At 52.0% G+C, this 22,808-nt stretch carries 25 protein-coding genes; 13 read left to right on the top strand and 12 right to left on the bottom strand.

The genetic code is table 11. From position 1 onward, the window contains the following. The first annotated feature begins 94 nt into the window (after nucleotides 1-94). The 7 genes from F7B33_RS02135 to F7B33_RS02105 all read left to right on the top strand — a co-directional run bounded on the left by F7B33_RS02135 (nucleotide 95) and on the right by F7B33_RS02105 (nucleotide 6,025). Nucleotides 95-1,063, top strand: coding sequence for a ribose 1,5-bisphosphate isomerase (locus F7B33_RS02135; RefSeq protein ID WP_297065155.1), 969 nt, complete (start codon nucleotides 95-97; stop codon nucleotides 1,061-1,063). Nucleotides 1,064-1,140: 77 nt separating this feature from the next. Continuing rightward, nucleotides 1,141-2,400: a C/D box methylation guide ribonucleoprotein complex aNOP56 subunit gene (locus F7B33_RS02130; protein ID WP_297065183.1), complete on the top strand. Its 1,260-nt coding sequence runs from the start codon at nucleotides 1,141-1,143 to the stop codon at nucleotides 2,398-2,400. Between the two features lie 5 nt (nucleotides 2,401-2,405). Further along, complete coding sequence (locus F7B33_RS02125; protein WP_297072853.1) at nucleotides 2,406-3,086, top strand: fibrillarin-like rRNA/tRNA 2'-O-methyltransferase; 681 nt, start codon at nucleotides 2,406-2,408, stop codon at nucleotides 3,084-3,086. Between the two features lie 99 nt (nucleotides 3,087-3,185). Then, entirely contained in the window at nucleotides 3,186-4,238 is a 1,053-nt protein-coding gene (locus F7B33_RS02120; protein ID WP_297065180.1) for a hydroxymethylglutaryl-CoA synthase, read from the top strand. A gap of 10 nt (nucleotides 4,239-4,248) precedes the next feature. After that, the gene (locus F7B33_RS02115; RefSeq protein WP_297065150.1) at nucleotides 4,249-5,415 is read left to right on the top strand and encodes a thiolase domain-containing protein; all 1,167 of its coding nucleotides are present in this window, start codon (nucleotides 4,249-4,251) and stop codon (nucleotides 5,413-5,415) included. Nucleotides 5,416-5,417: 2 nt separating this feature from the next. Beyond that, nucleotides 5,418-5,822, top strand: coding sequence for a Zn-ribbon domain-containing OB-fold protein (locus F7B33_RS02110; RefSeq protein ID WP_297065147.1), 405 nt, complete (start codon nucleotides 5,418-5,420; stop codon nucleotides 5,820-5,822). Between the two features lie 47 nt (nucleotides 5,823-5,869). After that, nucleotides 5,870-6,025, top strand: coding sequence for a hypothetical protein (locus tag F7B33_RS02105; protein ID WP_297065144.1), 156 nt, complete (start codon nucleotides 5,870-5,872; stop codon nucleotides 6,023-6,025). A gap of 138 nt (nucleotides 6,026-6,163) precedes the next feature. Here the strand turns inward: F7B33_RS02105 and F7B33_RS02100 are convergent, their stop codons facing one another. Together F7B33_RS02100 and F7B33_RS02095 are read right to left on the bottom strand one after the other, a co-directional pair. Further along, nucleotides 6,164-6,454 (bottom strand): hypothetical protein, encoded by a 291-nt coding sequence (locus F7B33_RS02100; protein WP_297065177.1) that lies wholly within the window; start codon nucleotides 6,452-6,454, stop codon nucleotides 6,164-6,166. Between the two features lie 39 nt (nucleotides 6,455-6,493). Continuing rightward, nucleotides 6,494-6,967: a GNAT family N-acetyltransferase gene (locus F7B33_RS02095; RefSeq protein WP_297065141.1), complete on the bottom strand. Its 474-nt coding sequence runs from the start codon at nucleotides 6,965-6,967 to the stop codon at nucleotides 6,494-6,496. A gap of 68 nt (nucleotides 6,968-7,035) precedes the next feature. Between F7B33_RS02095 and F7B33_RS02090 the strand changes: the two genes are divergently transcribed. Further along, on the top strand, nucleotides 7,036-7,569 hold the full coding sequence (locus F7B33_RS02090) for a multiprotein bridging factor aMBF1 (RefSeq protein ID WP_297065175.1): 534 nt from the start codon (nucleotides 7,036-7,038) through the stop codon (nucleotides 7,567-7,569). A gap of 1 nt (nucleotide 7,570) precedes the next feature. On the opposite strand, the gene F7B33_RS02085 is transcribed toward F7B33_RS02090, so the two are convergent. Then, entirely contained in the window at nucleotides 7,571-7,996 is a 426-nt protein-coding gene (locus F7B33_RS02085; protein ID WP_297065139.1) for a DUF356 domain-containing protein, read from the bottom strand. A gap of 137 nt (nucleotides 7,997-8,133) precedes the next feature. Between F7B33_RS02085 and F7B33_RS02080 the strand changes: the two genes are divergently transcribed. The 3 genes from F7B33_RS02080 (at nucleotide 8,134) to F7B33_RS02070 (ending at nucleotide 11,519) form a co-directional block, all read left to right on the top strand. After that, nucleotides 8,134-9,837 (top strand): DUF505 family protein, encoded by a 1,704-nt coding sequence (locus F7B33_RS02080; protein WP_297072851.1) that lies wholly within the window; start codon nucleotides 8,134-8,136, stop codon nucleotides 9,835-9,837. 102 nt (nucleotides 9,838-9,939) lie between these two features. Then, complete coding sequence (locus F7B33_RS02075) at nucleotides 9,940-10,512, top strand: TATA-box-binding protein (protein ID WP_042691874.1); 573 nt, start codon at nucleotides 9,940-9,942, stop codon at nucleotides 10,510-10,512. Between the two features lie 5 nt (nucleotides 10,513-10,517). Then, nucleotides 10,518-11,519 carry a histone deacetylase family protein gene (locus F7B33_RS02070; RefSeq protein WP_297072876.1) on the top strand — a complete coding sequence of 334 codons (1,002 nt, stop codon included), beginning with the start codon at nucleotides 10,518-10,520 and terminating at the stop codon, nucleotides 11,517-11,519. Nucleotide 11,520: 1 nt separating this feature from the next. On the opposite strand, the gene F7B33_RS02065 is transcribed toward F7B33_RS02070, so the two are convergent. The 8 genes from F7B33_RS02065 to F7B33_RS02030 all read right to left on the bottom strand — a co-directional run bounded on the left by F7B33_RS02065 (nucleotide 11,521) and on the right by F7B33_RS02030 (nucleotide 20,684). Beyond that, entirely contained in the window at nucleotides 11,521-12,627 is a 1,107-nt protein-coding gene (locus F7B33_RS02065) for an ATP-binding protein (protein WP_297072849.1), read from the bottom strand. 62 nt (nucleotides 12,628-12,689) lie between these two features. Continuing rightward, nucleotides 12,690-14,375 (bottom strand): AAA family ATPase, encoded by a 1,686-nt coding sequence (locus F7B33_RS02060; RefSeq protein WP_297072874.1) that lies wholly within the window; start codon nucleotides 14,373-14,375, stop codon nucleotides 12,690-12,692. Between the two features lie 43 nt (nucleotides 14,376-14,418). Next, nucleotides 14,419-16,065, bottom strand: coding sequence for a DUF2357 domain-containing protein (locus F7B33_RS02055; protein ID WP_297063390.1), 1,647 nt, complete (start codon nucleotides 16,063-16,065; stop codon nucleotides 14,419-14,421). Between the two features lie 80 nt (nucleotides 16,066-16,145). Continuing rightward, the gene (locus F7B33_RS02050; RefSeq protein ID WP_297064816.1) at nucleotides 16,146-16,754 is read right to left on the bottom strand and encodes an indolepyruvate oxidoreductase subunit beta; all 609 of its coding nucleotides are present in this window, start codon (nucleotides 16,752-16,754) and stop codon (nucleotides 16,146-16,148) included. 1 nt (nucleotide 16,755) lies between these two features. Continuing rightward, the gene (iorA, locus tag F7B33_RS02045) at nucleotides 16,756-18,699 is read right to left on the bottom strand and encodes an indolepyruvate ferredoxin oxidoreductase subunit alpha (protein ID WP_297064819.1); all 1,944 of its coding nucleotides are present in this window, start codon (nucleotides 18,697-18,699) and stop codon (nucleotides 16,756-16,758) included. Beyond that, on the bottom strand, nucleotides 18,700-19,161 hold the full coding sequence (locus F7B33_RS02040; RefSeq protein ID WP_297064822.1) for a type II toxin-antitoxin system VapC family toxin: 462 nt from the start codon (nucleotides 19,159-19,161) through the stop codon (nucleotides 18,700-18,702). Next, nucleotides 19,148-19,315: a hypothetical protein gene (locus F7B33_RS02035; protein WP_297064825.1), complete on the bottom strand. Its 168-nt coding sequence runs from the start codon at nucleotides 19,313-19,315 to the stop codon at nucleotides 19,148-19,150. The genes F7B33_RS02040 and F7B33_RS02035 overlap by 14 nt, the downstream gene beginning before the upstream one ends. Beyond that, the gene (locus F7B33_RS02030) at nucleotides 19,308-20,684 is read right to left on the bottom strand and encodes a CoA-binding protein (RefSeq protein WP_297064840.1); all 1,377 of its coding nucleotides are present in this window, start codon (nucleotides 20,682-20,684) and stop codon (nucleotides 19,308-19,310) included. Before F7B33_RS02030 ends, F7B33_RS02035 begins: the two co-directional genes overlap by 8 nt. A gap of 165 nt (nucleotides 20,685-20,849) precedes the next feature. Between F7B33_RS02030 and F7B33_RS02025 the strand changes: the two genes are divergently transcribed. Together F7B33_RS02025 and F7B33_RS02020 are read left to right on the top strand one after the other, a co-directional pair. After that, nucleotides 20,850-21,527, top strand: coding sequence for a metal-dependent hydrolase (locus F7B33_RS02025; RefSeq protein ID WP_297064843.1), 678 nt, complete (start codon nucleotides 20,850-20,852; stop codon nucleotides 21,525-21,527). Nucleotides 21,528-21,572: 45 nt separating this feature from the next. Then, nucleotides 21,573-22,580: a cell wall-binding repeat-containing protein gene (locus tag F7B33_RS02020; RefSeq protein ID WP_297072847.1), complete on the top strand. Its 1,008-nt coding sequence runs from the start codon at nucleotides 21,573-21,575 to the stop codon at nucleotides 22,578-22,580. A gap of 74 nt (nucleotides 22,581-22,654) precedes the next feature. On the opposite strand, the gene F7B33_RS02015 is transcribed toward F7B33_RS02020, so the two are convergent. After that, complete coding sequence (locus tag F7B33_RS02015) at nucleotides 22,655-22,798, bottom strand: C2H2-type zinc finger protein (RefSeq protein WP_297072872.1); 144 nt, start codon at nucleotides 22,796-22,798, stop codon at nucleotides 22,655-22,657. Nucleotides 22,799-22,808: the final 10 nt, after the last annotated feature.

Genomic DNA, 22,808 nt, shown 5'->3' with positions numbered 1-22,808 from the left:
GCACTGAAAATTTCCTGGGTATTTGATTCGTGTGTTCTTCAGAAAGAATATAAACCCTGCATCCAAAAGTTAAGTTTACCCGGGGGTGATAGCGATGCCAGTGGTGAAGGAAGTCCTGGAGATAGCGGAGAAAATAAAGAACATGGAGATACGTGGTGCAGGAAAGATAGCCCGTTCAGCGGCCTACGCGCTCCAGATACAGGCCGAGAAAAGCAGGGCAAAGGACGTTGACGAGTTCTGGAACGAGATGAAACAGGCGGCAAAGATACTCTATGAAACGAGGCCCACAGCGGTTTCCCTGCCCAACGCGCTACGTTACGTCATGCACCGCGGAAAAATAGCCTACTCTAGCGGGGCGGACCTTGAGCAGTTGAAGTTCATCATAATCAACGCCGCGAAGGAGTTCATACACAACTCCGAGAACGCAGTGAAGAGGATAGGCGAGATAGGGGCGAAGCGCATAGAGGACGGCGACGTCATAATGACCCACTGCCACAGCAAGGCCGCGATAAGCGTCATGAAAACAGCCTTTGACCAGGGCAAGGATATCAAGGTCATAGTAACGGAGACAAGACCCAAGTGGCAGGGCAAGATAACGGCCAAGGAACTGGCTTCATACGGCATTCCGGTCATTTACGTCGTTGACAGCGCGGCAAGGCATTATATGAAGATGACCGACAAGGTTGTCATGGGGGCCGACAGCATAACCGTGAACGGTGCGGTGATAAACAAGATTGGAACTGCTCTGATAGCTTTGACGGCCAAGGAGCACAGGGTCTGGACGATGATTGCTGCCGAAACCTACAAGTTCCACCCAGAGACTATGCTCGGCCAGCTGGTGGAGATAGAGATGCGCGACCCGACGGAGGTCATTCCGGAGGAAGAGCTCAAGACCTGGCCGAAGAACATCGAGGTCTGGAATCCAGCTTTTGACGTTACCCCGCCGGAGTACGTTGACGTCATCATAACGGAGCGCGGTGTCATCCCGCCGAGCGCCGCCATTGATATCCTCAAGGAGGAGTTCGGCTGGGCGTTGAAGTACCGCGAACCCTGGGAGGACTGACCTTTTCTCTTTTTCACCGATACCGTTTAAAACTCCTCACCCTTCTATACCTGAGGAAGGAATAGAAGGTGATGCTCATGAAGGCTTACATCGCTGAAAACGTTAGGGGTATTTACGCCTTCGACGAGAGCGGGAAGCTCATCGCGAGCAGACCCTTCGCTGGAAAGCCGGAGGTAAGCCTCGACAAACTCCTAAAAGGCGAGCCGAACGACGAGTTACTGGCTTTCCTCGACGAGCTCAAGGGTGAAGGCTACGACGAGTTCGTCGTTGAGGACACTGAGCTGAGCAGAAAACTAAGGGAGCTTAACTACAACGTCACCGCCGAGTTCCCGAACGTTGCTGGGGAAAAGCTCCGCTCAAATCCTGCTGAATTTCTCGGCAAGAACTGGTTCGACGAGTACTACTCAGTGGGCGTGGCATTGACCAGGCTCCGGATACAGGAGCAGAGCGGTGCAAGGGACAAGATGATAATACAGGCAATCGAAGCACTCGATGACATTGACAAGGTGATTAACCTACTCGTTTCAAGGCTCAGGGAATGGTACGGTCTCCACTTTCCCGAACTCGATGAAATCCTTCCAAAGCATCCACAGTACGTTGCCTTCGTTAAGGAAATCGGCCCGAGAGAGAACGTAACGAGAGAGAGGCTTGAGAAGCTCGGCTTTTCTGAAGGAAAAATCGAGAAGATTCTCAAGGCCTCAGAAAAGTCCATGGGCGCTCCGCTCGGCAAGTTCGACAGCGAAATCATAAGAAAGCTCGCCAGCGAGATAAGCGACCTCTACAAGCTCAGGGAGCAGATTGAGGACTACCTTGAAATGGCCATGGACGAGGTCGCTCCAAACCTCAAGGCACTAGTTGGGGCTAAACTCGCCGCGAGGCTCATGAGCCTTGCCGGAGGTCTCAAGGAGCTCGCCATGATGCCCGCCTCAACAATCCAGGTCCTCGGCGCTGAAAAGGCCCTCTTCAGGCACTTAAGGACGGGGGCAAAACCGCCCAAGCACGGTGTAATATTCCAGTACCCTGCAATAAACCGCTCGCCGTGGTGGCAGAGGGGTAAGATAGCGAGAGCTTTGGCCGGAAAGCTGGCTATAGCTGCAAGGGTTGACTACTTCTCAGGCGAATACATAGGCGAGGAACTCAAGAAGGAGCTCGAGCAGAGAATACAGGAGATTAAGGAGAAGTACCCGAACCCGCCGAAGAGAAAGGCCAAACCCGAGAAGAAAAAGAAGTTCAAGCCTAAGAAGTCCAAGAAAGAAAAGAGGGGTCAGAAGGAGAGAAGAGGTAAGGGCAAACCCAACAAGAAGAAAAAGAAGAAGTCCAAGGGCGGAAAGAGGTGAGGTAGATGAAGGTTAAGAAGCACAGGTTTCCGGGCGTTTACATCGTTATTGACGACGACGGGAGCGAGAAGATAGCAACCAAAAACCTCGTTCCCGGGCAGAGAGTTTACGGCGAGAGGGTTATCAAATTTGAGGGAGATGAATACAGGATTTGGAACCCGAGCAGGTCAAAACTTGGCGCGGCAATCCTCAATAGCCTTAAGAACTTCCCGATTAAGCCCGGTTCAACAGTCCTCTACCTCGGAATAGCGAGCGGAACTACAGCATCTCACGTCAGCGACATCGTCGGCTGGGAAGGTAAGATATTCGGAGTTGAGTTTTCACCGAGAGTTCTCAGGGAACTCGTCCCCATCGTGGAGGAGAGGAGGAACATAGTTCCCATACTCGGCGACGCGACGAAGCCAGAGGGCTACCGCGCGCTGGTTCCGAAGGTGGACGTTATCTTCGAGGATGTTGCACAGCCAACGCAGGCGAAAATCCTGATAGACAACGCGAAGGTATACCTCAAGAGCAGAGGCTACGGCATGATATCGGTCAAGAGTAGGAGCATAGATGTAACGAAAGAACCTGAGGAAGTATTTAAGGAGGTCGAGAGGGAGCTCTCTGAGTACTTCGAGGTCATCGAGAGGCTTTCGCTTGAACCCTATGAGAAGGACCACGCTCTCTTCGTTGTCAGAAAGCCGTGAGCTTTTCTCGGCAATTGTCTAAATTCTTTTTCACTTTTACCGAAAGGCTTTTATAAGGCCCAACCCAACCTCCGGCAGTCAGTTCTAAGGGTGATGCCCATGCGGAAGTTGCTGAAGCCAAAGAGGGAAGTAGGCATCATCGGCTACGGCGCCTACGTTCCGATGTATAGAATCAAGGCCGAAGAGATAGGCAGGGTTTGGGGAGTTTCAAGCTTTCCTATCCAGGAGAAGTCGGTTCCAGGCCTTGATGAGGACGCGATAACGATAGGTCTTGAAGCGGCTAGAAATGCCCTCAAGAGAGCCCAGATAGACCCCAAGCTTATTAGGGCCGTTTGGTTAGGAACCGAGAGCAAGCCCTACGCGGTAAAGCCAAGCGGTACTGTAATAGCGGAGGCCATAGGCGCGACTCCCGACGTTAGCGCGGCCGACTTCGAGTTCGCCTGTAAGGCTGGAACCGAGGCAATACAGGCTGCTATCGGCTTCGTTGGTTCGGGCATGGCAGATTACGCTATGGCCATAGGAGCCGACACCTCTCAGGGAAGACCTGGCGACCACCTTGAGTTCACCGCCGCGGCCGGGGGTGCGGCCTACATAATAGCCCCGAAGAGTTCAGAAACGGTCGCCTACTTCGAGGCGAGCTATTCCTATGTAACCGACACCCCCGACTTCTGGAGGAGGCAACATGAACACTACCCGAGGCACGGCAACCGCTTTACGGGTGAACCTGCATACTTCCACCAGATAATAAACGCCGCCAAGACACTCATGGAGGAGCTTGGCTACACTCCAAACGACTTTGATTATGCCGTCTTCCACCAGCCCAACGTCAAGTTTCCTCTCACCGCTGCAAAAATACTCGGTATCCCAAAGGAGAAGGTCCTTCCAGGACTGCTCAGCGGGATAATAGGAAACACCTACAGCGGGGCAACCCTAGTTGGCGTTTCCGCGGTCTTGGATATAGCCAAACCAGGCGACAGAATCCTGTGGGTGAGCTTTGGTTCTGGAGCCGGGAGTGATGCCTTCAGTCTCGTCGTTCAGGATGCCATAGAGGAGAAGCGCGATTTGGCTCCAAAGACCATGGACTACGTGAACAGGAAGAAGTACATTGACTATGCGCTCTATGCCAAGCATAGGGGCAAGTACATAATGTGAGGTGGTTGGTATGAGGAAGGCCGTCATAATCGGTGCCGGAATGGTTCCGGTTGGGGAACACTGGAGGCTCTCACTTAGGGATATAGCCGTTGAAGCCCTGCTCAACGCGATGAACGACGCTGGGATAGACAAAGTTGATTCCCTCTACGTGGGGAACATGGCTTCTGGTTCCTTCGTCGAGCAAGAAAACTTGGGAGCTCTGATAGCAGACTGGGCTGGCCTGGGTAACATTCCAGCTGTTAAGGTCGAGGCTGCCTGTGCCTCAGGCGGTGCGGCAGTTCAGGAGGGAGCTAAGGCAGTCCTCAGCGGGTTGGAAGATGTCGTTGCCGTCGTCGGTGTCGAGAAGATGACGGACGCCTGGCCGAGCGACGCTACGCGCTATCTGGCTTACGCCGCCGATGCAGAGTGGGAGCTCTTCCACGGCGCGAGCTTCGTCGCTTTAAACGCGCTCATAATGAGGCTCTACATGAAGACCTACGGCTACACCGAAGAGGACCTCGCTCTCTTCGCGGTCAACGCCCACGCGAATGGAGCTAAAAACCCCTACGCGATGTTCAAGAGGCCGATAACGGTTGAAACTGTAATGAAGAGTCCCTACGTAGCGGACCCGCTCAAGCTCTTCGATGCCTCGCCCGTCTGCGACGGGGCAGCGGCGGTGATAATCACGACACCGGAGAAAGCTAAGGAACTTGGCGTTCCCAGGGAGAAGTGGGTTGAGATAGCGGGAATTGGAAGGGCCACCGATACTATAAACCTCGCCAACAGGGAGGACTTCCTTACGCTCAAGGCGGCAAAGATTGCAGCGGAGAGGGCCTACAAAATGGCAGGGGTAACTCCAAAGGACATAGACTTCTTCGAGGTTCACGATGCGTTTACCGTTATGGCCGCTTTAAGCTTAGAAGCCCTGGGCGTAGCGGAGAAGGGCAAAGGTGCCCTCCTGGCTAAGGAAGGCCAGATAGCGATTGATGCTGACTATCCAATCCAGACGATGGGCGGACTAAAGAGCAGGGGGCACCCTGTTGGAGCAACGGGAGTTTACCAGACAGTTGAGGCCGTCTTACAGCTCCGGGGTGAAGCTCCTGAAGGAATACAGGTTCCAGATGCCGAAATCGGCCTGACCCAGAACATAGGTGGAACCGGCTCGAACATAACCGTTAACGTCCTCAGGAGGGTGTGAAGATGACCCGCCCGATGCAGGTTTCCCGCTACTGGAGGCACTTCCGCGAGAAATACAGGCTCATAGGCGGAAAGTGTGAGAACGGCCACGTCTTCTTCCCCTACAGGGAAGTCTGTCCCGTCTGTGGCTCAAGGAACGTCGAAGAATACGAGTTCAGCGGAAAAGGGAAGGTTCTCACGTGGACAATCGTTAGGAACCCGCCGAGCGGTTTTGAATACTACAAGCCCTATCCCTTGGCTTTGGTCCAGCTTGAAGAGGGACCGGTCGTTCTGGCACAGCTCACCGACGTTGAGCCCGAGGAGATACACGAGGGCATGGAGGTCGAGATGGTAACGAGAAAGGTCAGGGAGTTCGAGGAGGACGGAATAATCCTTTACGCCTACAAGTTCAGGCCCGTTTTGAAGTGAGGCGCAAGCCTTATCTACTTTTTCTTCTAACCTTCAGTGGTGGGGGAATGGAAGTCCTAGAAATTAAGCTTCCCCCCAGCGATGAAGAGCTTAGAAAAATACTGAAGGGAAAGGAAAAACGGGGAGTGTGGTCAAAACTGTTTGGAGTTGCCAAGAGCGCCCCAGAGTTTAAAGAGGACGACAGGGTGGATGCGAGGATATAATAGTTGTCCCAGACACATCAGCCCTTGTTGAACTGATTAGGAGTAGCGATGCTGGAAAAGTTGTCGGGGAAAATCTTGGGAAACGCGATTATACTGGAACGCTGAAATGCCAAACGAGAAGGCAGAAAAGCCGGAAGATTATGCCCTCTCAATCCTCATCCTGTCTCCGCTCTCAAACTCAAGTTCGAGCTTTCCTTTCTCCATCCTGACTTTTACCCCGTCCACAACGGCCTCTATCCTCTCCCCTTTCGGCTCAACGCCCAGCATCTCCGCTATTTCCTCCACGCTCTTCAGCCTTCCGTTAACGGTCGTCTCAAGAGTCTCGCTTCCCTCAATCGTAACCCTGAGCTTTCCTTTTCCTTCCTTGATGAAGCTCTCCTCCTTCATGTTCTTCACCTTGTCCGGGCTAGCTGGCTGAATGCACGGCATGGCAACCACCAATAAAGTTTACTCCTCCCTTGACTTTATCTAGCTTTCGGTTCGCCTAACCATCCTCACCCATATACCGTGCTTCCCGACTTCTCTGAATCCATACTCCCTGTAGAACCTCTTGGCCTTTTCGTTCTTTTCGCCGACCCAGAGCTCGACGTCCTTGTCTTTTAGATACTCCAAGCACTTCTCCATGAGTTTCCTCCCTATCCCGTGTCCCTGATACTCTTTGTCAACGGCAAACTCGTGGATTGCGCCCACAGTTCTGCCCTCGTACTTGCTATACCAGTCATTATCACAGACTATGAAGCCGACTATCCTATCGCCGATTTTTGCAACAAAAAAGCCATCTTTGGCCTTGCTCCAGCACCACCTCAAATAACGCTTTGCATAGCTCTCTCCCTCACCGCCGTATTCGCGCATCCCCTCGTAGGCGTTCATGTAAATCTCTATCAGCCTCTCAAGCGTTTCCTGGTCGAGTTCCTTTAGCTTCTCTATTCTAACTTCCGCCATCGGTCTAAGGTAGGAGTGGGGTTTAAAAAGCCTGACTCCGAGGTTTGAGAGGTGAAAAGGTGGTAGCTATGAGCAAGGCCAAGCCCCGCTACTGCGAGATATGTGGTGCCCCAATAAGGGGCCCGGGCCACAGGATAAGGCTGGAAGGTGCCGAGGTTCTCGTCTGCGACCGCTGTTATGAGAAGTACGGCAGGAAGAAGTCCGGGTTCAGCATAATGCCCACGAGAAGGGAACCAAGGAGGAGACCTACTCCCGCTCCTAGGCCAAGGAGAGAACCAAAACCCTACCGTGAGAGGCCCCTCTACACCGAGGAAATCGTCGAGGACTTCGCAGAGAGGGTTTACAAGGCCATACAGAGGAGTGGCAAAAGCTACGAGGAGTTATCGCACGAGATTGGGCTTTCCGTCAACGACCTTCGCGCCATAGCCCACGGTTACCGCGAGCCGACGATAAAGGAAGCTAAAAAGCTTGAGAAGTATTTCAAAATTACTCTCATAGAACGCGTCGAGGAAGAATTCGAGGAGAAAAAGACAATTCCAAAAGACTACGAGCCTACCCTGGGCGATATAGCCAACATCAGGATTAGGAAAAGGAAAAAGTAAGCTAAGGCTCTTCAATCTCCCAATCCTCCCTCCTTTTCTTCTCGGCTTTCCTCCTTACTTCTTCGGCCTTTGTCCTCTTCGGCGGGTGAAAACCGCGAAGCTTTTCAAAGGTCCCCCAGAGGCGCATGAGTTCCTCCCAGACTTCTGTATCAGGCGGGATAACGAGAACGTGGGCCGGCGGATGGATGTCCATGAGCCTCCCGATGGCTTTCCCCGGGGACAGGTCTATCTGGGCAACGACGTGGGCTTTAAACTTCTTCCTCGGCTTCTCACCGCTGATTTTCTCAAAGGCCCAGTCGGACAGAGCGGGAGGAATTATCCTTGGGTCACCGCGAATCTTCATTCCTCCGTACCTCACGAGGTCAGCCAAAGCCACACTCGCCTTCTGAAAGTTGTCGGCTCGTACCAAAACCATCGTGTTTCTCATGCTCTCACCTCCCTATCCTCAGCAGGTAACCTTTTAAAGGTTCGCCGATTTTAGTTACCGAAAGTTTTAAAAACTTTGCGTTTCTAAAAACCCCGGAGCCTTTTTAAAGGAGGATGAGGAGAAGGAGGGGTGATGGGATGTACCTGAAGAGGAGGCACCTTGAGATACTCAGGGAAATGAAGAAAACCGAAAGCCAGGCCGAGATTGAGGCCAAACTGCCGGAGGAGTTCCAGATAAGGGCCATAGAGCTTTACATACTCGGCTTTGCCGAGCTTGAGGGTGGAAGGATTAAGCTCACCGATGCTGGAAGGAAGCTTCTCGAGATTAGCGATTCACTCAACCTCGAGGAATTACCGGACGTTATAGCCGACACCGAGATTCTGAAGATGCTCGAACTCCTTGAGGAGACAGGAAAGATACCCGAAAGCTGGCTTGAAAAGCTCAAGGAGAGAAAGCTCGCAGATGAAAACGGCCTTACGAAGTTTGGAAGGGCCCTCCTCCAGCTCTACCGCGAGACCCACCCGGTTGTCTATTTAACCCCGGAGATAGCCTCGTTCCTGAGGGGAATGCCCAAGCTCGGAACACTCGATGAGCTCGTTACATTCAAGAACTCAAGGCTCTATGGAGACAACATCGTCAACGCCCTCCAAGCCATGCGCCTGCTCCTGATTTCACCGCCAACCGAGAAGGGCAGGGCCTTCACAACGACCCCGGCGGCGAGGCTCGCGCTTAAGGCTCTGAGCATGATTCCGGTTTTCGCCAGGGCGATAGTCCTCAGGAAAGAGGACTTCGAGGCCCTTAAGGCCGGAAGGAGCAATGCCGAGCTTGAGAGTATGGGACTCAGTGACGAGAAGGGAACGACCGAGTTTGGAAAGGCCATGATGGAGACCTACGAGGCAATGGGAAAAGTTGAGGAAAAGGTTCTCCCGATTTACCTGCTCGATGACGAGCTGAGCGTCCTCAGGGCGATTCAGGAGATAGCGAAGAAGTACGAAACCAACCCAGATATTCTGCCCACGGAGAAGGAGATTGAAAAGAGGGTTGAAATCGAGAACCTTGGCGCGGTGCTTCACCTCCTCGAAAGCAAGGAACTCGTCGAGAGAAGACTCGTCAAGAACAAGGACACATACTGGCTTACCGAGTGGGGCAGGGAAGCGATAGACTTCGGAACCGTCAGTCCAGATGCTATGAAGGCGGTAACCTACAGTGAGAGTGGTGACGTCCCAATAGCGGAGTGGGTGATAAAGGCCCAGGAGGAGGGTGTCGTAAAGGCTGGCGTTACGGACAAGGGAAGGTTCTACCTGAGGCTCAGCAGGTCGATTAAGAGAAAGCCATTCCTCACCAAGTACGATACTGCCATACTGGCCAAAACGCCGAGAAAGAGGTACATCCACAGGGATGAGCTCGTTGAGCTCGTTCAGAACTACGTGGGTGGCGACGAGAAGGAAATCATCAGGGCTATAGGAGAGGCCGAAGCTAAAGGCTTCGTCGTCGAGCTCCAGAACGGCATGGTGAAGCTCACGGAGCTCGGGGATAAGGTCAAGACAGCATTAGAGAACGCGAAGCTCCAAGAGATTGTGAAGGTCAAGTTCAGCGTTACACCGACGCTCTACAACGTGCTCAGGGTCATTTACGAGAACTTAGAGACCTTCAACAGAATCTGGAAGGAGAAGGGTGAAGCCAAGGGCTACAAGATGGAGGAAGTTGACGTCATCAGGAAGCACCTCAGCCTAAGCGACGATGAGATAAAGAAGGCCCTAACGATGCTCCGCGAGCTCGGCTTCCTCGGAAGCAAGAGCCTGACTGAAGCTGGTAGGATTCTCGTTGAGGCCTACCTTTGAATTTTCTCTTCTTTAATGTTCCCTTTTGAGCATAAAGCTTTAAAAAGCGACGGTCCTCATTTATAAAGGGGTTTTTAAACCCACCATCCGGAGGTGTAAACCTTGGTGGACATGAGCAATGTAAAGCTCAGGATTGAGAACATCGTCGCTTCTGTTGACCTCTTTACGGAGCTAAACCTTGAGAAGGTGATTGAAATCTGCCCCAACTCCAAGTACAACCCCGAGGAATTTCCCGGAATCATCTGTCGCTTCGATGAACCCAAGGTTGCCCTGCTTATCTTCAGCTCCGGGAAGCTTGTCGTTACTGGGGCCAAAAGCGTTGAGGACATAGAGAGGGCCGTTAACAAGCTCATCCAGATGCTCAAGAAGATTGGGGCAAAGTTCCACCGAGCGCCTCAGATTGACATCCAGAACATGGTCTTCAGCGGTGACATCGGGATGGAGTTCAACCTTGACGCGGTTGCGCTGAGCCTTCCGAACTGCGAGTATGAACCCGAGCAGTTTCCGGGAGTTATCTACCGCGTTAAGGAGCCGAGAGCCGTTATACTGCTCTTCTCCTCCGGTAAAATCGTCTGTTCAGGGGCCAAGAGTGAGCACGACGCCTGGGAAGCCGTCAGAAAGCTCCTTCGTGAGCTGGAAAAGTACGGTCTAATCGAGGAAGAGGAGGAGTGGTGAGGCCTTTGGCCTTCTCCGTTATCTACTCCCCTGTTTTCCTTGAGCACAGACCGGAGAACTATCATCCGGAGAATCCGGACAGGCTGTTGAGGGCAGTAAAAGCTCTCCAGCGGTTGAACCTGTGGAAGCCCGTTGAACCGGTTCCAGTCCCGGAGGAAGAACTCCTAAGGGTTCACTCGAAGGAATACGTGGAGTTAGTGAGGGAGAAGAGTCAATCGTTTTCCTACCTCGACCCTGATACATACGTCTCCCCCGGTACATGGGAGGCCTCCCTCCTTGCCTTCGGTGCTTCCCGCTTGGCGGTTGAGCTGGCCTTGAAGTATGGGGGTCTCCACTTTGCCCTCGTCAGACCACCGGGCCACCACGCCGGAAAATCTGGGAGGGCATTCAACGCACCAACGCTTGGCTTCTGCATCTTCAACAACTCAGCTTACGCCGCTAAAGTTGCCGAAGAGCTCATCGGAAAGGTTCTAGTCATAGATTTCGACGCCCACCACGGCAATGGGACCCAGGAGATACTCTGGGACGATGAAAACGCAGTCCACATAGACCTTCACGAGCGGGACATCTATCCCTGGAGCGGTTACGAGCACGAGGTCGGTGGAAAAGGGGCCGAGGGCACGAAAATAAACATCCCCATGCCCCATTACGCGGGCGATGATGACTTCATTTACGCCTGGAACGAGGTTGTTCTGCCCGTTCTTGCCCAGTTCAAGCCAGAGCTTGTCATCGTATCTGCTGGCTTTGACGGTTTCCTCGGTGAAAACCTGACGACCCTTCGCCTCAGCGAACTCTTCTTCGCCTACGCCGGCTCAACGCTCTCACGCTACCCTCTCGCTGTAATCTTTGAGGGTGGCTACTCTGTCGGTCTTGATAAGGGTCTGCCGGCATTTATCAGGGGCTACTTGTCGGGAAGAATAAGGGAAGTCCCGGTTACGCCTTCATATGAGGCTCTAAGGACGATCTCGGCCATAAAAGAAGTGCAGAGGCAGTGGTGGGGGCTGTAGACTACCAGAGGGTAAGTTGAAGGTTCTTCACGACTTCCTTAACGACCGGATCTGGGATTGAATACTCGTTGCCTCTCTTTTCAAGGTAGCCGTACTTGAGGAGATTCTTGAGGAGGATGGAAAACTTCGCGTCGTTCACCGGCCCCAGCTTAAACTCCACGTACTCCTTTATGGTGCTCCACCTAACGTTTCCCATGGCGACTGCCTTCAATATAACCCCGTACCTCCTGCTGTTCTGGATAAGGGATGAAAGCTCCTCCCAGATTAGCTTTTCGGCCATGTTGAAGAGCTCATCCATGGCCTCGGAGTGGGAAAGTTCCCTAACTCCACGGAGATAACCATACATCGTGAGCCAGCCGACTATACCGTCGAGCCTCTCAACGGCCTCCTCGATCTCTTGCCTACCCGGTTCAATACCAACCTCTTCAAAACCTCTAGCAAGGAAGTCCACGCTCTCCTCCCGCCTGAACCTTTGAAGCACTATCTCCCTCGCGTATCTGCCAAAGAGGGGTTTTTTAGGATTTTCCAGGCCAAGGAAGTCGTGGAGCATCCCAACCTCAGAGCCAGTTAGCACGAAGGTTATCCCGGGCAGATTGTCCACCGCGTAGGCTATCAGGCCGTCGTAGCGAATCCCCGAAAGCCTGAGATACTGGGCCTCATCGAAGGCAATTATTGCCCTTAGGTTCTCGTTTTCAGCCCAAGAGCTTATCTTTTCCAGGATCTCGGCGAGATCAGGCTTCCTATCGAACTCCACGCTCAGGCCTGAAATCCTCAGCCCGCGGATGGAGCTCAAAACCTTTTCAAGCTTAAGCCTTAGTGATTTACGCCCCGAGACAGTTGCGAGGAGGGAATCAAGGATTTTTCGGGCAAGAATCTCTTGAGGTATTGAACCGTGGGTGAAGTAGAGGGAGCGAACATCTATTTTTGCATAGGGCATTTCCGATTCTGCGAGGGCAACATTTAAGAGGGAACTTTTTCCGAGGCGCCTTATGCCGAGCAGGAGGATCAGATTTTCCCCCAAGTTCACCGCGTTCTGAAACTCCCTCAGTTCATTTTCCCTGTCGTATAAGTCCTCACGCCGGGTTTTCGGTTGCAGGTCGAACAGCAACTTACCCCACCGTAAGTTACTTACCCCCGGGTAAGTTATAAGGGTTTCGAAGAATGAAAGGATTAGCTGAAGCTCGCAAAGCCTATCTCATAGAGCTGCCTGAGCATGCGAAGGACTTTCCTGGCGGTGTGTTTGAAGCGGAAGTTTGTTGTCTGGTTTTCCCAGTCTCCCAGCATTTCAACGATATCCGCACTTCTAAGCTCGTCAACTTTGAGGCCTGAGCCCTTCACGAGGCAGAGCCTCAACACTTCCTTCAGGGGCTTCTCAAGCCTCCTCCTGTTGCCGTGGAACTTGGGCAGGACTTTCATCAGGAGAGCTAGGTCGAAGATTTCGTCATCACCCTCGAATTCAACAATGCCCGCCTCCTCGCTTTCCTTTGCGCTATTGAAGAAGAGGGCAATCTCGTCGACGACACGGTAGCCAAAGTGCATGTCGTAGGGTTCGAGGGCTTTGTTGAGGTTTATCAGGATATTCCAGTAGTCTGGATGCTCACCCTTGAATTCTCTTACAGCTTTGTTTATCCCGTCCTTTGAGCGAGCGAGGAACATTCCTTCCGGACCGGCCAAATCTTGTAGAATGACGGTTCTGAGGGCGTCTTTAATCCCATCGGCCTCTTCACTATGGGACGATGCCGGAGGATAGTCTTCAAGATCAACATCGTGGAACTCCACAACGAAGGCCCTGTCGAGAACCTTTGGGCTGAATGCGTAAGTTGTCTCATCCATGTTGACCGTTCCTATGATGTAGAGGTTCGGCGGGAAGCGGAGGTTCTTGGGAATTCCCTGTTTCTTTGTAATCTCCTCATTCTCGTGGAGGGGTATTGCCTCTCTGGTGAAGCCTTTGTACTCGCCTTCCTCCTCTCGTCCGCTCTCTAAAATACTTAGGAAATCTGCAAAGTAGTACTCGACATGGGCGAGGTTCATCTCATCTAGGAGGACGAAGTAGGGCTTTGCATTCTCCCGGTTTTGCTCGTAGTCCCTCTTGGCTTCCAGGATGAAGTCGAGGAGTTTAGTCTTATGATACTCTCCCGTTAGTGGGTTGTAGTATCCAAGCAAAGCCTTGGAATCGCGCCAGTCCGGGCGAACGGCGAGGAAGAGGAAGTTATTCCCTGAATCGTCCAGCAGTTCCGCGAGTTCTTGGGCGATCTTTGTCTTCCCGGTCCCGGTGAGACCCGAGAGGATAACAAAGCCCTTAGTTTTGAGGGCGGTGTAGAACTGGGAAACTAAATGGGAGGGATAGAGATAACCTTTTGAGGCAAAATATTCATCCAACTTAACAAACCTTGTATCAGTGCCTCTCTGGGCTATCTTCAGATTCTTCAGGACTTCAGGAGGTAGGTCGATCAGATACACCCCTTGAAGTTCCCATGGAGCTGGTAAACCTGTGACTTTAGTGTATCCAATAGGTCTATCTAGTTCCCTAAAGTCACTAAGTTTAACAACATAAAACTTTCCATTTTGAGACTTTTTGAACCAGCTTTCTGCAAATTCTTTGTACTTTTCATTCCAGATCCCAATTTTTTCAAAAAGTTCTATAACTTTCTCCTTTGTTAGTTCTTTAGGGGGCTCTGCTACGACTGAATATCCGACAATCTTTCCATGAACATCATGGAGAATTATATCGCCCACCTTCAAGAGGCCAATCTTCCCATAGCGACCATTCCAATACTTTCCATCTGCAGGGGACCAGAGAAAACGACCAACATGGTTCTCCGTGTAGATCTTGCCAGGAGGTTTTGTTATTTCCATGTAAACTTTCCTTGCCCTATTAATCCCAGTCCCAAATGACTTATCACCAATCACATTTTTCCACCTCCGGAACAAACCTCAGATAACCAACGCCGCTTAATTCTCCAATCAAAACTTCATCCAGGGTGTATTTCTTAACCCTACCTTCTTTTACGTCAAAAAATAGACTTTTCTTCCCGGGATAAACCACGACTGCAAACCTACCCCCAAGAGCATCCCGGTACGTGTGCATTTTGTAAACATCCTCCAGCTTCGCCCAGGTCCCATAATTCCCCGTTTTTTCTGCGGTTTCAGTTTCCTCGTCGAATTTTTCTATCTCTTTTGGCTCATCCACCACCTCAAGCTTGAACTTTGCATCGAAGACTCCAATGAGTTCCGTGCTTTTCTTTGAGGGATTTCCGTTAAAGAGCGAGAAGTCTGGTCTGAGCGTCACAGAGTAGCTCCACCTCCTTGGGGTTAGCCGCTTGTTGTAGTAGAGCCTCCAGCCGTTGTCGAATTCAGCGTAAACATTTCCTTTCTCAGAGAGCTCACCTGCAGGAAGCACGTGGATTTTGAGCTCTTTCTTTCCAAGAATCTCTCCGAGTTCGTCAACGAGCCTGAAGAAGGCCCAGTACTCGTACAGCTTGGCGATGTCCTTATTGTCTATCGCCCTCTGCAGCTCCTCGAAGAAAGGAAGGTGGGAAGTGAATTCCCTGTAAAGCTCCAGCAGTTCACGGTAGCCGTCACCCTTCAGAAGGGTTTGTGAGGTGTATGGAAAAAACGTCATCTCGCCAATGTCCTCCCAGAGTCCATTGCTCCTTATAAACTCAAGCTCCCCGAGGAGTTCCTGTATCCTTTCGATGTCTGCATCTCTCTCGCCACCAAATGCCTCAAGAACGCGCTCGCTCCACTCAATTAGCAAGTTGAGGAAATACTTGGCAAACCGATTCTCGGGAGTGTCGAAGCTCTCGTACTTCCTGTATCCCAAGACCCTAGTTGGGGTATAGCCGTTCAGGTAATCCGCTATCAGAACACCCTCCCCCGCGGGAGCCAGGTATTTTGGGTGCTGGACGATGGACAGGAGGGTCTCAGGGGTTATCTCATCCACTTCGTCTATTCTCATCCATTCCCCTTCAACCACAAGCTTCCTCTTCATTCTGCGGAGTACGGTTTCAAAGGCCTCGACGATTCTTTCACCGTTCGAGCGAAGGAAGTGGTAGGCGAAGAGTTCGTTGATCGGCTCATCGCTTTCCAAGGTCGAGAACCCAGTGGGAGACTCCAGCTGAAAGGGGATGGAACTCGAATACCGAAGAATTTCGCCTGTTAATGTCCCTACAAAAGCGTTCTGGAGGCGTGAGAGCCTTTCAATACCGTAGCCTTCAAATGACGAGAGAAGCTCTGGGTACATCCTTGAAACTTTGAGCGAAAGAACCTCAACGGGAACTTTTGTTGTTTTGCCGCCTTCAAACAGAAGAACCAATTTAGAAAGGCCAATAAAATTCCCGAAGGATACAACAAAGAGTCCGTTTTTGAGCATTCTCGCGGGTTTGCCGTTGATTAGAACTGTCTTGAGACTGTTGTTCTCCCCTTCGACATAATAGTCCGTCCATTCGATTAGATAGATTCTATCTTTCCCTTTAAATGCCCGACAGCCTGCTTTAGCGGAGAATATTTTCCAACCATCGAGCGGCGTTCCATCAATGCACCCCATGGCTGCACCGAAAAGTTATTCCAGTTGAGTGCTAATAAGCATTTTGGAAAGAACAAAAGAGGCAAAAGGGTGAGGGGCAATCAAAGCCCCAGCATCTCTTTCGCGGCCTTAATTCCTAGGTCGAAGGCCTTCATGTTCACGTCTATCGTCTTCGGCGGAACGCTGACCTTTATGACTTCCCTTACGTGCTCGGCCGAGAGTGGAAAGCCGGGCGTTTGAGTCAAAGCCCCGATGAGGACGACGTTGGTGGTAACGATGTTCCCTGCCTTGAGGGCCAGCTCTTCAGCGTCGAAGGCCATAAACTTGCCTCCAAAGTCTTCCTCGATGATTTTTCTCATCTCTTCTAAGCTCGGATAAGTGGCGAGGCCCATAGAGACCTGGACAGGTGGAATAGGTCTCGCGTTGGTGAAAACCAGACCACCCTTCTTCAGATAGTTAATGTAACGTAAAGCCTCAACCGGCTCAAAGCTGAGTATGACGTCAGCCTTTCCCTCTGGAACCATCGCGCCGTAGACATCTTCGCCAAAGCGGACGTAGGCTATGACCGAACCAAAGCGCTGGCTCATTCCGTGAACCTCGCCAACGCGAACCTTGTAGCCAGCCCTCAAAGCCGCCCAGCCTAACAGGTTTGCTGCCGTGAGGATTCCCTGGCCGCCAACTCCCGTGATAACGATGTTATACTCCCTCATCTCACTCACCCTCCTCCATGGGCTCGAAGGCTCCAAACGGACACACTTGAGCACAACCACCGCAGCCCCAGCACATCGTCGGGTCTATCTTAGCTTTCTTCTTCTCGGCGTCCCAGTATATCGCCGGACAGCCGTAGGCGTTGATACATATCTTACAGCCAGTACACTTGTCCTCGATGACGTGGTAGATGGGCCACTTCTCTCCAGCGCGCCTCATCTGACCTATCCTGTAGAGTGCACAGGGCTGTCTGGCAACGACAACGCTTACGCCGTCAACGGCCAGAGCTTCTTTGATTGCCTTCTCAGTTGCCTTTATGTCATATGGGTCCACAACTTTAACAAAGTCCGCCCCCATGGCCTTTGCGACTTCCTCTATGAGTATCCTTTTACCGGGCCCGTGGGGAGTGTCTCCGGTTCCAGGGTTGGGCTGGTCACCAGTCATTGCCGTGACGAGGTTGTCAAGGACGACTATGACCACATTGGAGCGGTTGTAGATGGCATTTGCCAAAGCCGGAAGTCCTGTGTGGAAGAAGGTCGAGTCTCCTATGGTGGCAACGATTATCTTCTTTTCTTTCCCTGTCTTCCTCTCTTCCTCACCTGGAACGCCGTTCAAAGCGACGTCGAGGCCATGGGCCATACCTATGGAGCCACCCATCGCTATCGTGGTGTCAACGGTCTTGAGCGGTGGCAGAACGCCGAGGGTGTAACAGCCTATATCGCTCGGGAATATGGCCCTTGGAGTTGCGGCGCGCCTAATCGCGTAGAATGTGTTCCTGTGCGGACAGGCCGGACAGAGGCTCGGGGGCCTCGGCGGGACTATCTTTGAGACCTTCTCGTACTTTCTGTCTATCTCCTCGAAGTCTATCGGTGTTTCCAGGCCGAGGAACTTTGCTACGGCCTCTACAGCTCTCCTCGTCGTCATCTCGTAAACGCGGGGAACAAGGTCCTTCCCGTGAATCGGAATCCTCAGGCCTTTGTCGTAGGCCCAGACCTTTACCTGCTCCTCAACGACCGGTTCAAGCTCCTCAACTATGAGGACCCTTTCAAGTCCCTCAAAGAACTTTTCAAGCAGGCCGTATGGAACCGGATACGGCGTTCCGAGCTTGAGCAACTTGACGTTCTCGACACCGAGCCATGCTAGGGCCTCTTTCACGTAGGCGTAGCTGAGACCCGGAGCGATTATACCGACCTTCGCGTTCTCATCGCCTTCAATCCAGTTGAAGGGGCTCTCGTTGAACTCCTCGCGGAACTTCTCGATAGTTTCAAGCAACCAGGGGTGCTTCTTCCTCTGGAAGGCTGGTATGTCAACGTACCTCTCGGGGTTCTTCTTGAAGTTCCCGAACTTTCTCTTGGCTTTTCTTATCTCCTCGGGCAGTTCTCCAAGAACAACGTCACCACGCATGTGGGAACTTCTGGTTGTTGTTCTAAGGATTACCATCTGCCCGTACTTCTCGCTCACCTCGAAGGCGTACTTTACCATGTCCTTCGCTTCCTGAACGCTCGAGGGTTCCAAAACAGGAATCCCCGCGTTTTTGGCTATCGCCCTTGTGTCCTGCTCGTTCTGACTGCTCCACATGCTCGGGTCATCTGCCACCATAACTATCAGCCCGCCGTTGACTCCCATGTATGTTGCTGTCATGAAGCTGTCCATGGCGACGTTAAGGCCAACGTGCTTCATTGCCGTCATTGCTCTAAGGCCACTCCATGAAGCGGCCAAAGCAGTCTCAAATGCCACCTTCTCGTTGGTGGAGTACTCCATGTAGACACCAGCCTTTTTGGCAACCATTGCCATCGTGTCGGTAAGTTCTGAGCTCGGTGTTCCGGGATACGCTGCGAAAACCGCTATGTTGCCCTCTAAAGCACCGCGCGCTATGGCCTGATTCCCGAGAAGGAGCACCCTCTCCCCTGGCTTGTCCCATAACACTATATCCGTAACCTTTGCCATCTAAACGGCACCTCCGGATATCTCATCAAGGTATTCGTTAAGTTGTTTTTCATCCAAAATATAAAACGCTTTAATACCCATCTTCTTAGCATGGGCCACCATATCTTTATCGGACGATATGAGTATTGCGTTGAACTTTTTGGCAGTGGCTATGAAGTAGGAATCCGCAGCCCTTGGATGAATCTTCCGGGCTATCGTCTTCGCATCCTCGAAGATCCAGTCTTCAGAGACTTGCAGAACCTTTGCCTCAAGGTATTCCACTGTTAAATCAACCGCCTCCTCTTTGCCGGTTAGTCTCTTCACTAAACTTATGGTTTCAACTACCCCTAGGCGAGGCATTAGTACGGGAATTCCACTGGCCTCAGCGGCAGAGATTGCCCTTCTCGCCAGTCTGTTCCTATCTTCTTTACCTTTAACTGGAATGATTGAGTCGATGAATGCCGATGTGTCAACCACGAGCATTCCGCATCTCCCGTAGGATTCTGTGGGGATCCTCTTTAATTTCCCCCACCAGAGTCTTCATTCTCTCATAGAGGTCGTCTATAGTAACTGGATTGGTGGGAATCTTGGGAACTTTTCTTTCATGGGGATCCGCTTTGACCTCCATCTCACTCATCCTCCAAAACACCAGCGTTCTTCGCCTGCTGAACGAGGGCGTAGGCACCAGCGGCCACATCCTCCGGTCTCTCATAGCTCGGGATTCCGTTAGCCTCGAGCAGTTCCTTGGCCTTCTCGCTGACGTAACCCGCCATGAAGAGCGCCAGAACTGGCTTTCCGTTGTTGACCTCCTTAACAGCTTTGATTACTCCCTCGGCGTGCTCCGTGGGCGTCATTCCCGCGAAGGTTGGGACGACGCATATCGCTATGAGCATGTCAACATTTGGGTCTTTGAGCAGGGCCTTCGCCGTCCTGTAGTAGTCCTCTCCCCTCGCGGAGGCTATCATGTCAACCGGGTTCTTAACTGCCGCCATCGGCGGGAGGAAGGAGCGCAGTTCCTCTATCGTCTTCTCCTCAAGGTCGGCCAGCTTCAACCCGCGCCTGTCAATCTGGTCCGCGGTGAGAACTCCCGGACCACCTGCGTTCGTCATTATCGCGATGCGCTTTCCTCTGGGCAGTGGCTGTGTGAAGGCCCTTGCCATGCTGAGCATGTCGTCTATGGTCTCGGCTATAAGAACGCCGCTCTGCTTAAAGGCCGCCTCATAAATCTTCCAGCTTCCCGCTAAAGAGCCGGTATGACTTGAAGCGGCCCTTGCCCCGCTCTCGCTTCTCCCGGCTTTTAGCGCTATAACGGGCTTCTTCTTGGTGACGCGCTTGGCAACTTCAATGAACTTCCTTCCGTCCTTTATTCCCTCAATATAGAGCGCTATTGCCTTGTCCTCCTCTGTGTCGGCCAGATACTCCATGAGCTCCGCGAAGTCAAGGTCGGCCATGTTGCCGACGCTTACGAACTTCGAGAACCCTATCCCCTCTTTAACCGTCTTGTAGACGATTCCCGCTCCCAAGGCACCGCTCTGGCTGACGAAGGCTATGTCTCCCTTTCTCGCGTCCATTATGAAGGTCGCGTTCATGTCGTTGTGAGTGTTCATAACGCCGACGCAGTTCGGACCGATGAGCCTCATCCCATATCTATGGGCAATCTCCACCAGCTCGCGCTCCTCTTTTTTGCCTTCCTCGCCGGTTTCGCCGAAACCAGCGGTTATGATAACCGCCCCTTTGACGCCTTTCTCTCCACAATCGATGAGCGTTTGCTTGACGAACCTCTTTGGAACAACTATTATGGCGAGGTCAACCTCGTCCGGGATGTCCTTGACATTCTTGTAGGCCTTAACCCCCTGAACGACCTCGTCCTTGACGTTGACGGGATAAACCTTGCCGTCTTTGTACTTCTTGAGGTTCTTAAAGACCTCATAGCCGAGTTTTAACGGGTCGTTCGATGCACCAATAACGGCTATGGCCTTCGGTTTGAAGAAGTAGTCTATGTCCATGAGCCTCACCGTTAAAATCTCCGTGGAATCGTATATAAGCTTTCCCAAAGAGAGCATCGGGGAATTTTGGGACATTATTGAGCTATTTGCGTTCATGAATGGGCGTTTTCCACCATCGAAAGCTTTAAGTAAGCTCCGGTTATTTTAATTCCGGAGGTGGTGAAAATGGTGAAGGTTCGCTTTTTGGGACATGCCGCTTTCTACATCGAGGGGAGCAAGAGAATCCTGATAGACCCCTTCCTCAGCGGAAACCCGCAGGCCGCTGTAAAGCCGGAGGAAATTGAGGCCGACCTTATTCTGGTCACCCACGCCCACGGCGACCACATTGGAGATGCCATAGAGATAGCCAGGAGAACTGGGGCGAAGATTGTTGCCATGTTCGACGTAGCGAACTACATCAACCAGCAGGCCAACGGTTCCGTTGAGACGATAGGCATGAACTACGGGCCAACGGAGATAGACGGCGTTGGAATCATCCAAGTTCCAGCCTGGCACTCAAGCAGTGACGGGGTTCACAGCATAGGGAACGCCTCCGGCTATATCGTCAAGCTCGACGGAAAGACCATCTACCACGCTGGGGACACCTTCGTGTTCCTCGACATGGGACTTTTCAGCGAGCTCTACGGACCGATTGACGTGGCTTTGCTTCCAATAGGCGGCCATTTCACGATGGGGCCAAGAGAAGCGGCAAAGGCAGTTGAGCTCCTCAAACCGAAGAAAGTCGTGCCGATGCACTACAACACATGGCCACCGATTTCAGCCAATCCAGAGGAGTTCAAGAAGCTCGTAGGGGACAGGGCTGAGGTTATAATCCTCAAGCCCGGCGAAGAGCTCGAGCTTTGAAAAACCTTTTAAAAGCCTCTCCTAATTCCCTTTTTAGGTGGTGAAATGGGCAAACGTATGTGGTTCTTTGTCTTTGCACTGGTTCTAATGTCCCTAATCTCACTCGTTCATCCCGTTCATGCCCAAACAGAAAGCTCTCCCTACGACATTATAATCGTTAGAAACGACAACCTGATTGACTACATAGTTGCCATCCCATATTCAAAGCTCCTTGGTGTCCCTATTCTTCCCGTTAATCCCAACGAGCTCGATACGGCAACTCTTGCTCAGCTCCAGAGCTACGAGCAGTTTGGCTGGTATAAGGTACTCGTAATAGGTGACTATAAAGCCATTAGTCAGAAAGTGCAGGAGCAGTTAATCAGCCTCGGGTTCCAAGTGACCAGAATAGGTGGAGCAACAAGGGTAGACACCTCTGTTAAGCTTGCCGAGGAGTTTTACCCAAACGGTGCTAACACCGTTGTCCTTGCAAGTGCCAGTGACTACGGCTCGGCCTTAGCCGCCGCTAGGTGGGCGATGACATACAATAACCCCCTTCTTTTAACGAATCCAGATAACCTCTCGAAGTCAGTAATTGAAGGTCTAAAAAAACTTCATCCACGACAAGTCGTTCTAATCGGCGCGGGCATGTCCAAGAACATCGAGAAAGAACTCCAGGCATTAGGTTATCAGACCTACTGGGTGAAGGAGAGCATAACGATAACGGTTTCATCCTCCACGGTGCCGGCTAAGACCAATTGGACCCTCGTTATAGGTGCCGTGATAGTCACTCTCGCGATAGCAATTCCGGCTTCCCTCTACTACGCCAAGAAGAAGTGGTCGGCCAACAAGGTCCCTATTGAGGTCTTAACCGAGAAGGAGCGCATAGTGGTGAAGGCAATTCTCGACAGAGGGGGAACCGTCAAGCAGGAGGAGTTGCCTGAGTTAACCGGCTACTCAAGGCCGACGATAAGCAGAATCATCCAAGAGCTCGAGAAGAAACAGCTAGTCGAGAGGGAAAAGGTTGGAAAGACGTTCATAGTCAGGCTGACCAAGGAGATAGTTATGCGCGAGTAGCGGTCGGCTAAGCCCTCCGCTCATCACTTCTCAGGATCCTGGCTGTTTCTTCATCCCGCAAGAAAAGAAGGAAATCACTTGCGGAAGAGATAGCCATGGGCCCTGTTCACGTGCCTCGTGAAGGCCTTGGCATCGCGGAAGACCATTCCGCACCTCGGACAGCGGAAGAGTATCTCCCCGTCCCTGTCCTTAATCTTTATGGCCTTCAGCACCGCCATCTCCTCCACC

Source organism: Thermococcus sp. (genome assembly GCF_015523185.1).
Taxonomy (GTDB): domain Archaea; phylum Methanobacteriota_B; class Thermococci; order Thermococcales; family Thermococcaceae; genus Thermococcus.
This window is presented reverse-complemented; position numbering and strand designations above follow the sequence as displayed.

Excerpts from the sequence above, each read along its gene's own strand:
- F7B33_RS02130 (WP_297065183.1), top strand. The coding sequence starts at position 1,141 with ATGAAGGCTTACATCGCTGAAAACGTTAGGGGTATTTACGCCTTCGAC.
- F7B33_RS02115 (WP_297065150.1), top strand. The coding sequence starts at position 4,249 with ATGAGGAAGGCCGTCATAATCGGTGCCGGAATGGTTCCGGTTGGGGAA.
- F7B33_RS02020 (WP_297072847.1), top strand. The coding sequence starts at position 21,573 with ATGGGCAAACGTATGTGGTTCTTTGTCTTTGCACTGGTTCTAATGTCC.
- F7B33_RS02105 (WP_297065144.1), top strand. The coding sequence starts at position 5,870 with ATGGAAGTCCTAGAAATTAAGCTTCCCCCCAGCGATGAAGAGCTTAGA.
- iorA (WP_297064819.1), bottom strand. The coding sequence starts at position 18,699 with ATGGCAAAGGTTACGGATATAGTGTTATGGGACAAGCCAGGGGAGAGG.
- F7B33_RS02040 (WP_297064822.1), bottom strand. The coding sequence starts at position 19,161 with ATGCTCGTGGTTGACACATCGGCATTCATCGACTCAATCATTCCAGTT.
- F7B33_RS02125 (WP_297072853.1), top strand. The coding sequence starts at position 2,406 with ATGAAGGTTAAGAAGCACAGGTTTCCGGGCGTTTACATCGTTATTGAC.
- F7B33_RS02060 (WP_297072874.1), bottom strand. The coding sequence starts at position 14,375 with ATGGAAATAACAAAACCTCCTGGCAAGATCTACACGGAGAACCATGTT.
- F7B33_RS02090 (WP_297065175.1), top strand. The coding sequence starts at position 7,036 with ATGAGCAAGGCCAAGCCCCGCTACTGCGAGATATGTGGTGCCCCAATA.
- F7B33_RS02100 (WP_297065177.1), bottom strand. The coding sequence starts at position 6,454 with ATGCCGTGCATTCAGCCAGCTAGCCCGGACAAGGTGAAGAACATGAAG.
- F7B33_RS02035 (WP_297064825.1), bottom strand. The coding sequence starts at position 19,315 with ATGAGTGAGATGGAGGTCAAAGCGGATCCCCATGAAAGAAAAGTTCCC.
- F7B33_RS02050 (WP_297064816.1), bottom strand. The coding sequence starts at position 16,754 with ATGAGGGAGTATAACATCGTTATCACGGGAGTTGGCGGCCAGGGAATC.
- F7B33_RS02055 (WP_297063390.1), bottom strand. The coding sequence starts at position 16,065 with ATGGGGTGCATTGATGGAACGCCGCTCGATGGTTGGAAAATATTCTCC.
- F7B33_RS02015 (WP_297072872.1), bottom strand. The coding sequence starts at position 22,798 with ATGGCGGTGCTGAAGGCCATAAAGATTAAGGACAGGGACGGGGAGATA.
- F7B33_RS02080 (WP_297072851.1), top strand. The coding sequence starts at position 8,134 with ATGTACCTGAAGAGGAGGCACCTTGAGATACTCAGGGAAATGAAGAAA.
- F7B33_RS02030 (WP_297064840.1), bottom strand. The coding sequence starts at position 20,684 with ATGGACATAGACTACTTCTTCAAACCGAAGGCCATAGCCGTTATTGGT.
- F7B33_RS02110 (WP_297065147.1), top strand. The coding sequence starts at position 5,418 with ATGACCCGCCCGATGCAGGTTTCCCGCTACTGGAGGCACTTCCGCGAG.
- F7B33_RS02135 (WP_297065155.1), top strand. The coding sequence starts at position 95 with ATGCCAGTGGTGAAGGAAGTCCTGGAGATAGCGGAGAAAATAAAGAAC.
- F7B33_RS02095 (WP_297065141.1), bottom strand. The coding sequence starts at position 6,967 with ATGGCGGAAGTTAGAATAGAGAAGCTAAAGGAACTCGACCAGGAAACG.
- F7B33_RS02120 (WP_297065180.1), top strand. The coding sequence starts at position 3,186 with ATGCGGAAGTTGCTGAAGCCAAAGAGGGAAGTAGGCATCATCGGCTAC.
- F7B33_RS02085 (WP_297065139.1), bottom strand. The coding sequence starts at position 7,996 with ATGAGAAACACGATGGTTTTGGTACGAGCCGACAACTTTCAGAAGGCG.
- F7B33_RS02025 (WP_297064843.1), top strand. The coding sequence starts at position 20,850 with ATGGTGAAGGTTCGCTTTTTGGGACATGCCGCTTTCTACATCGAGGGG.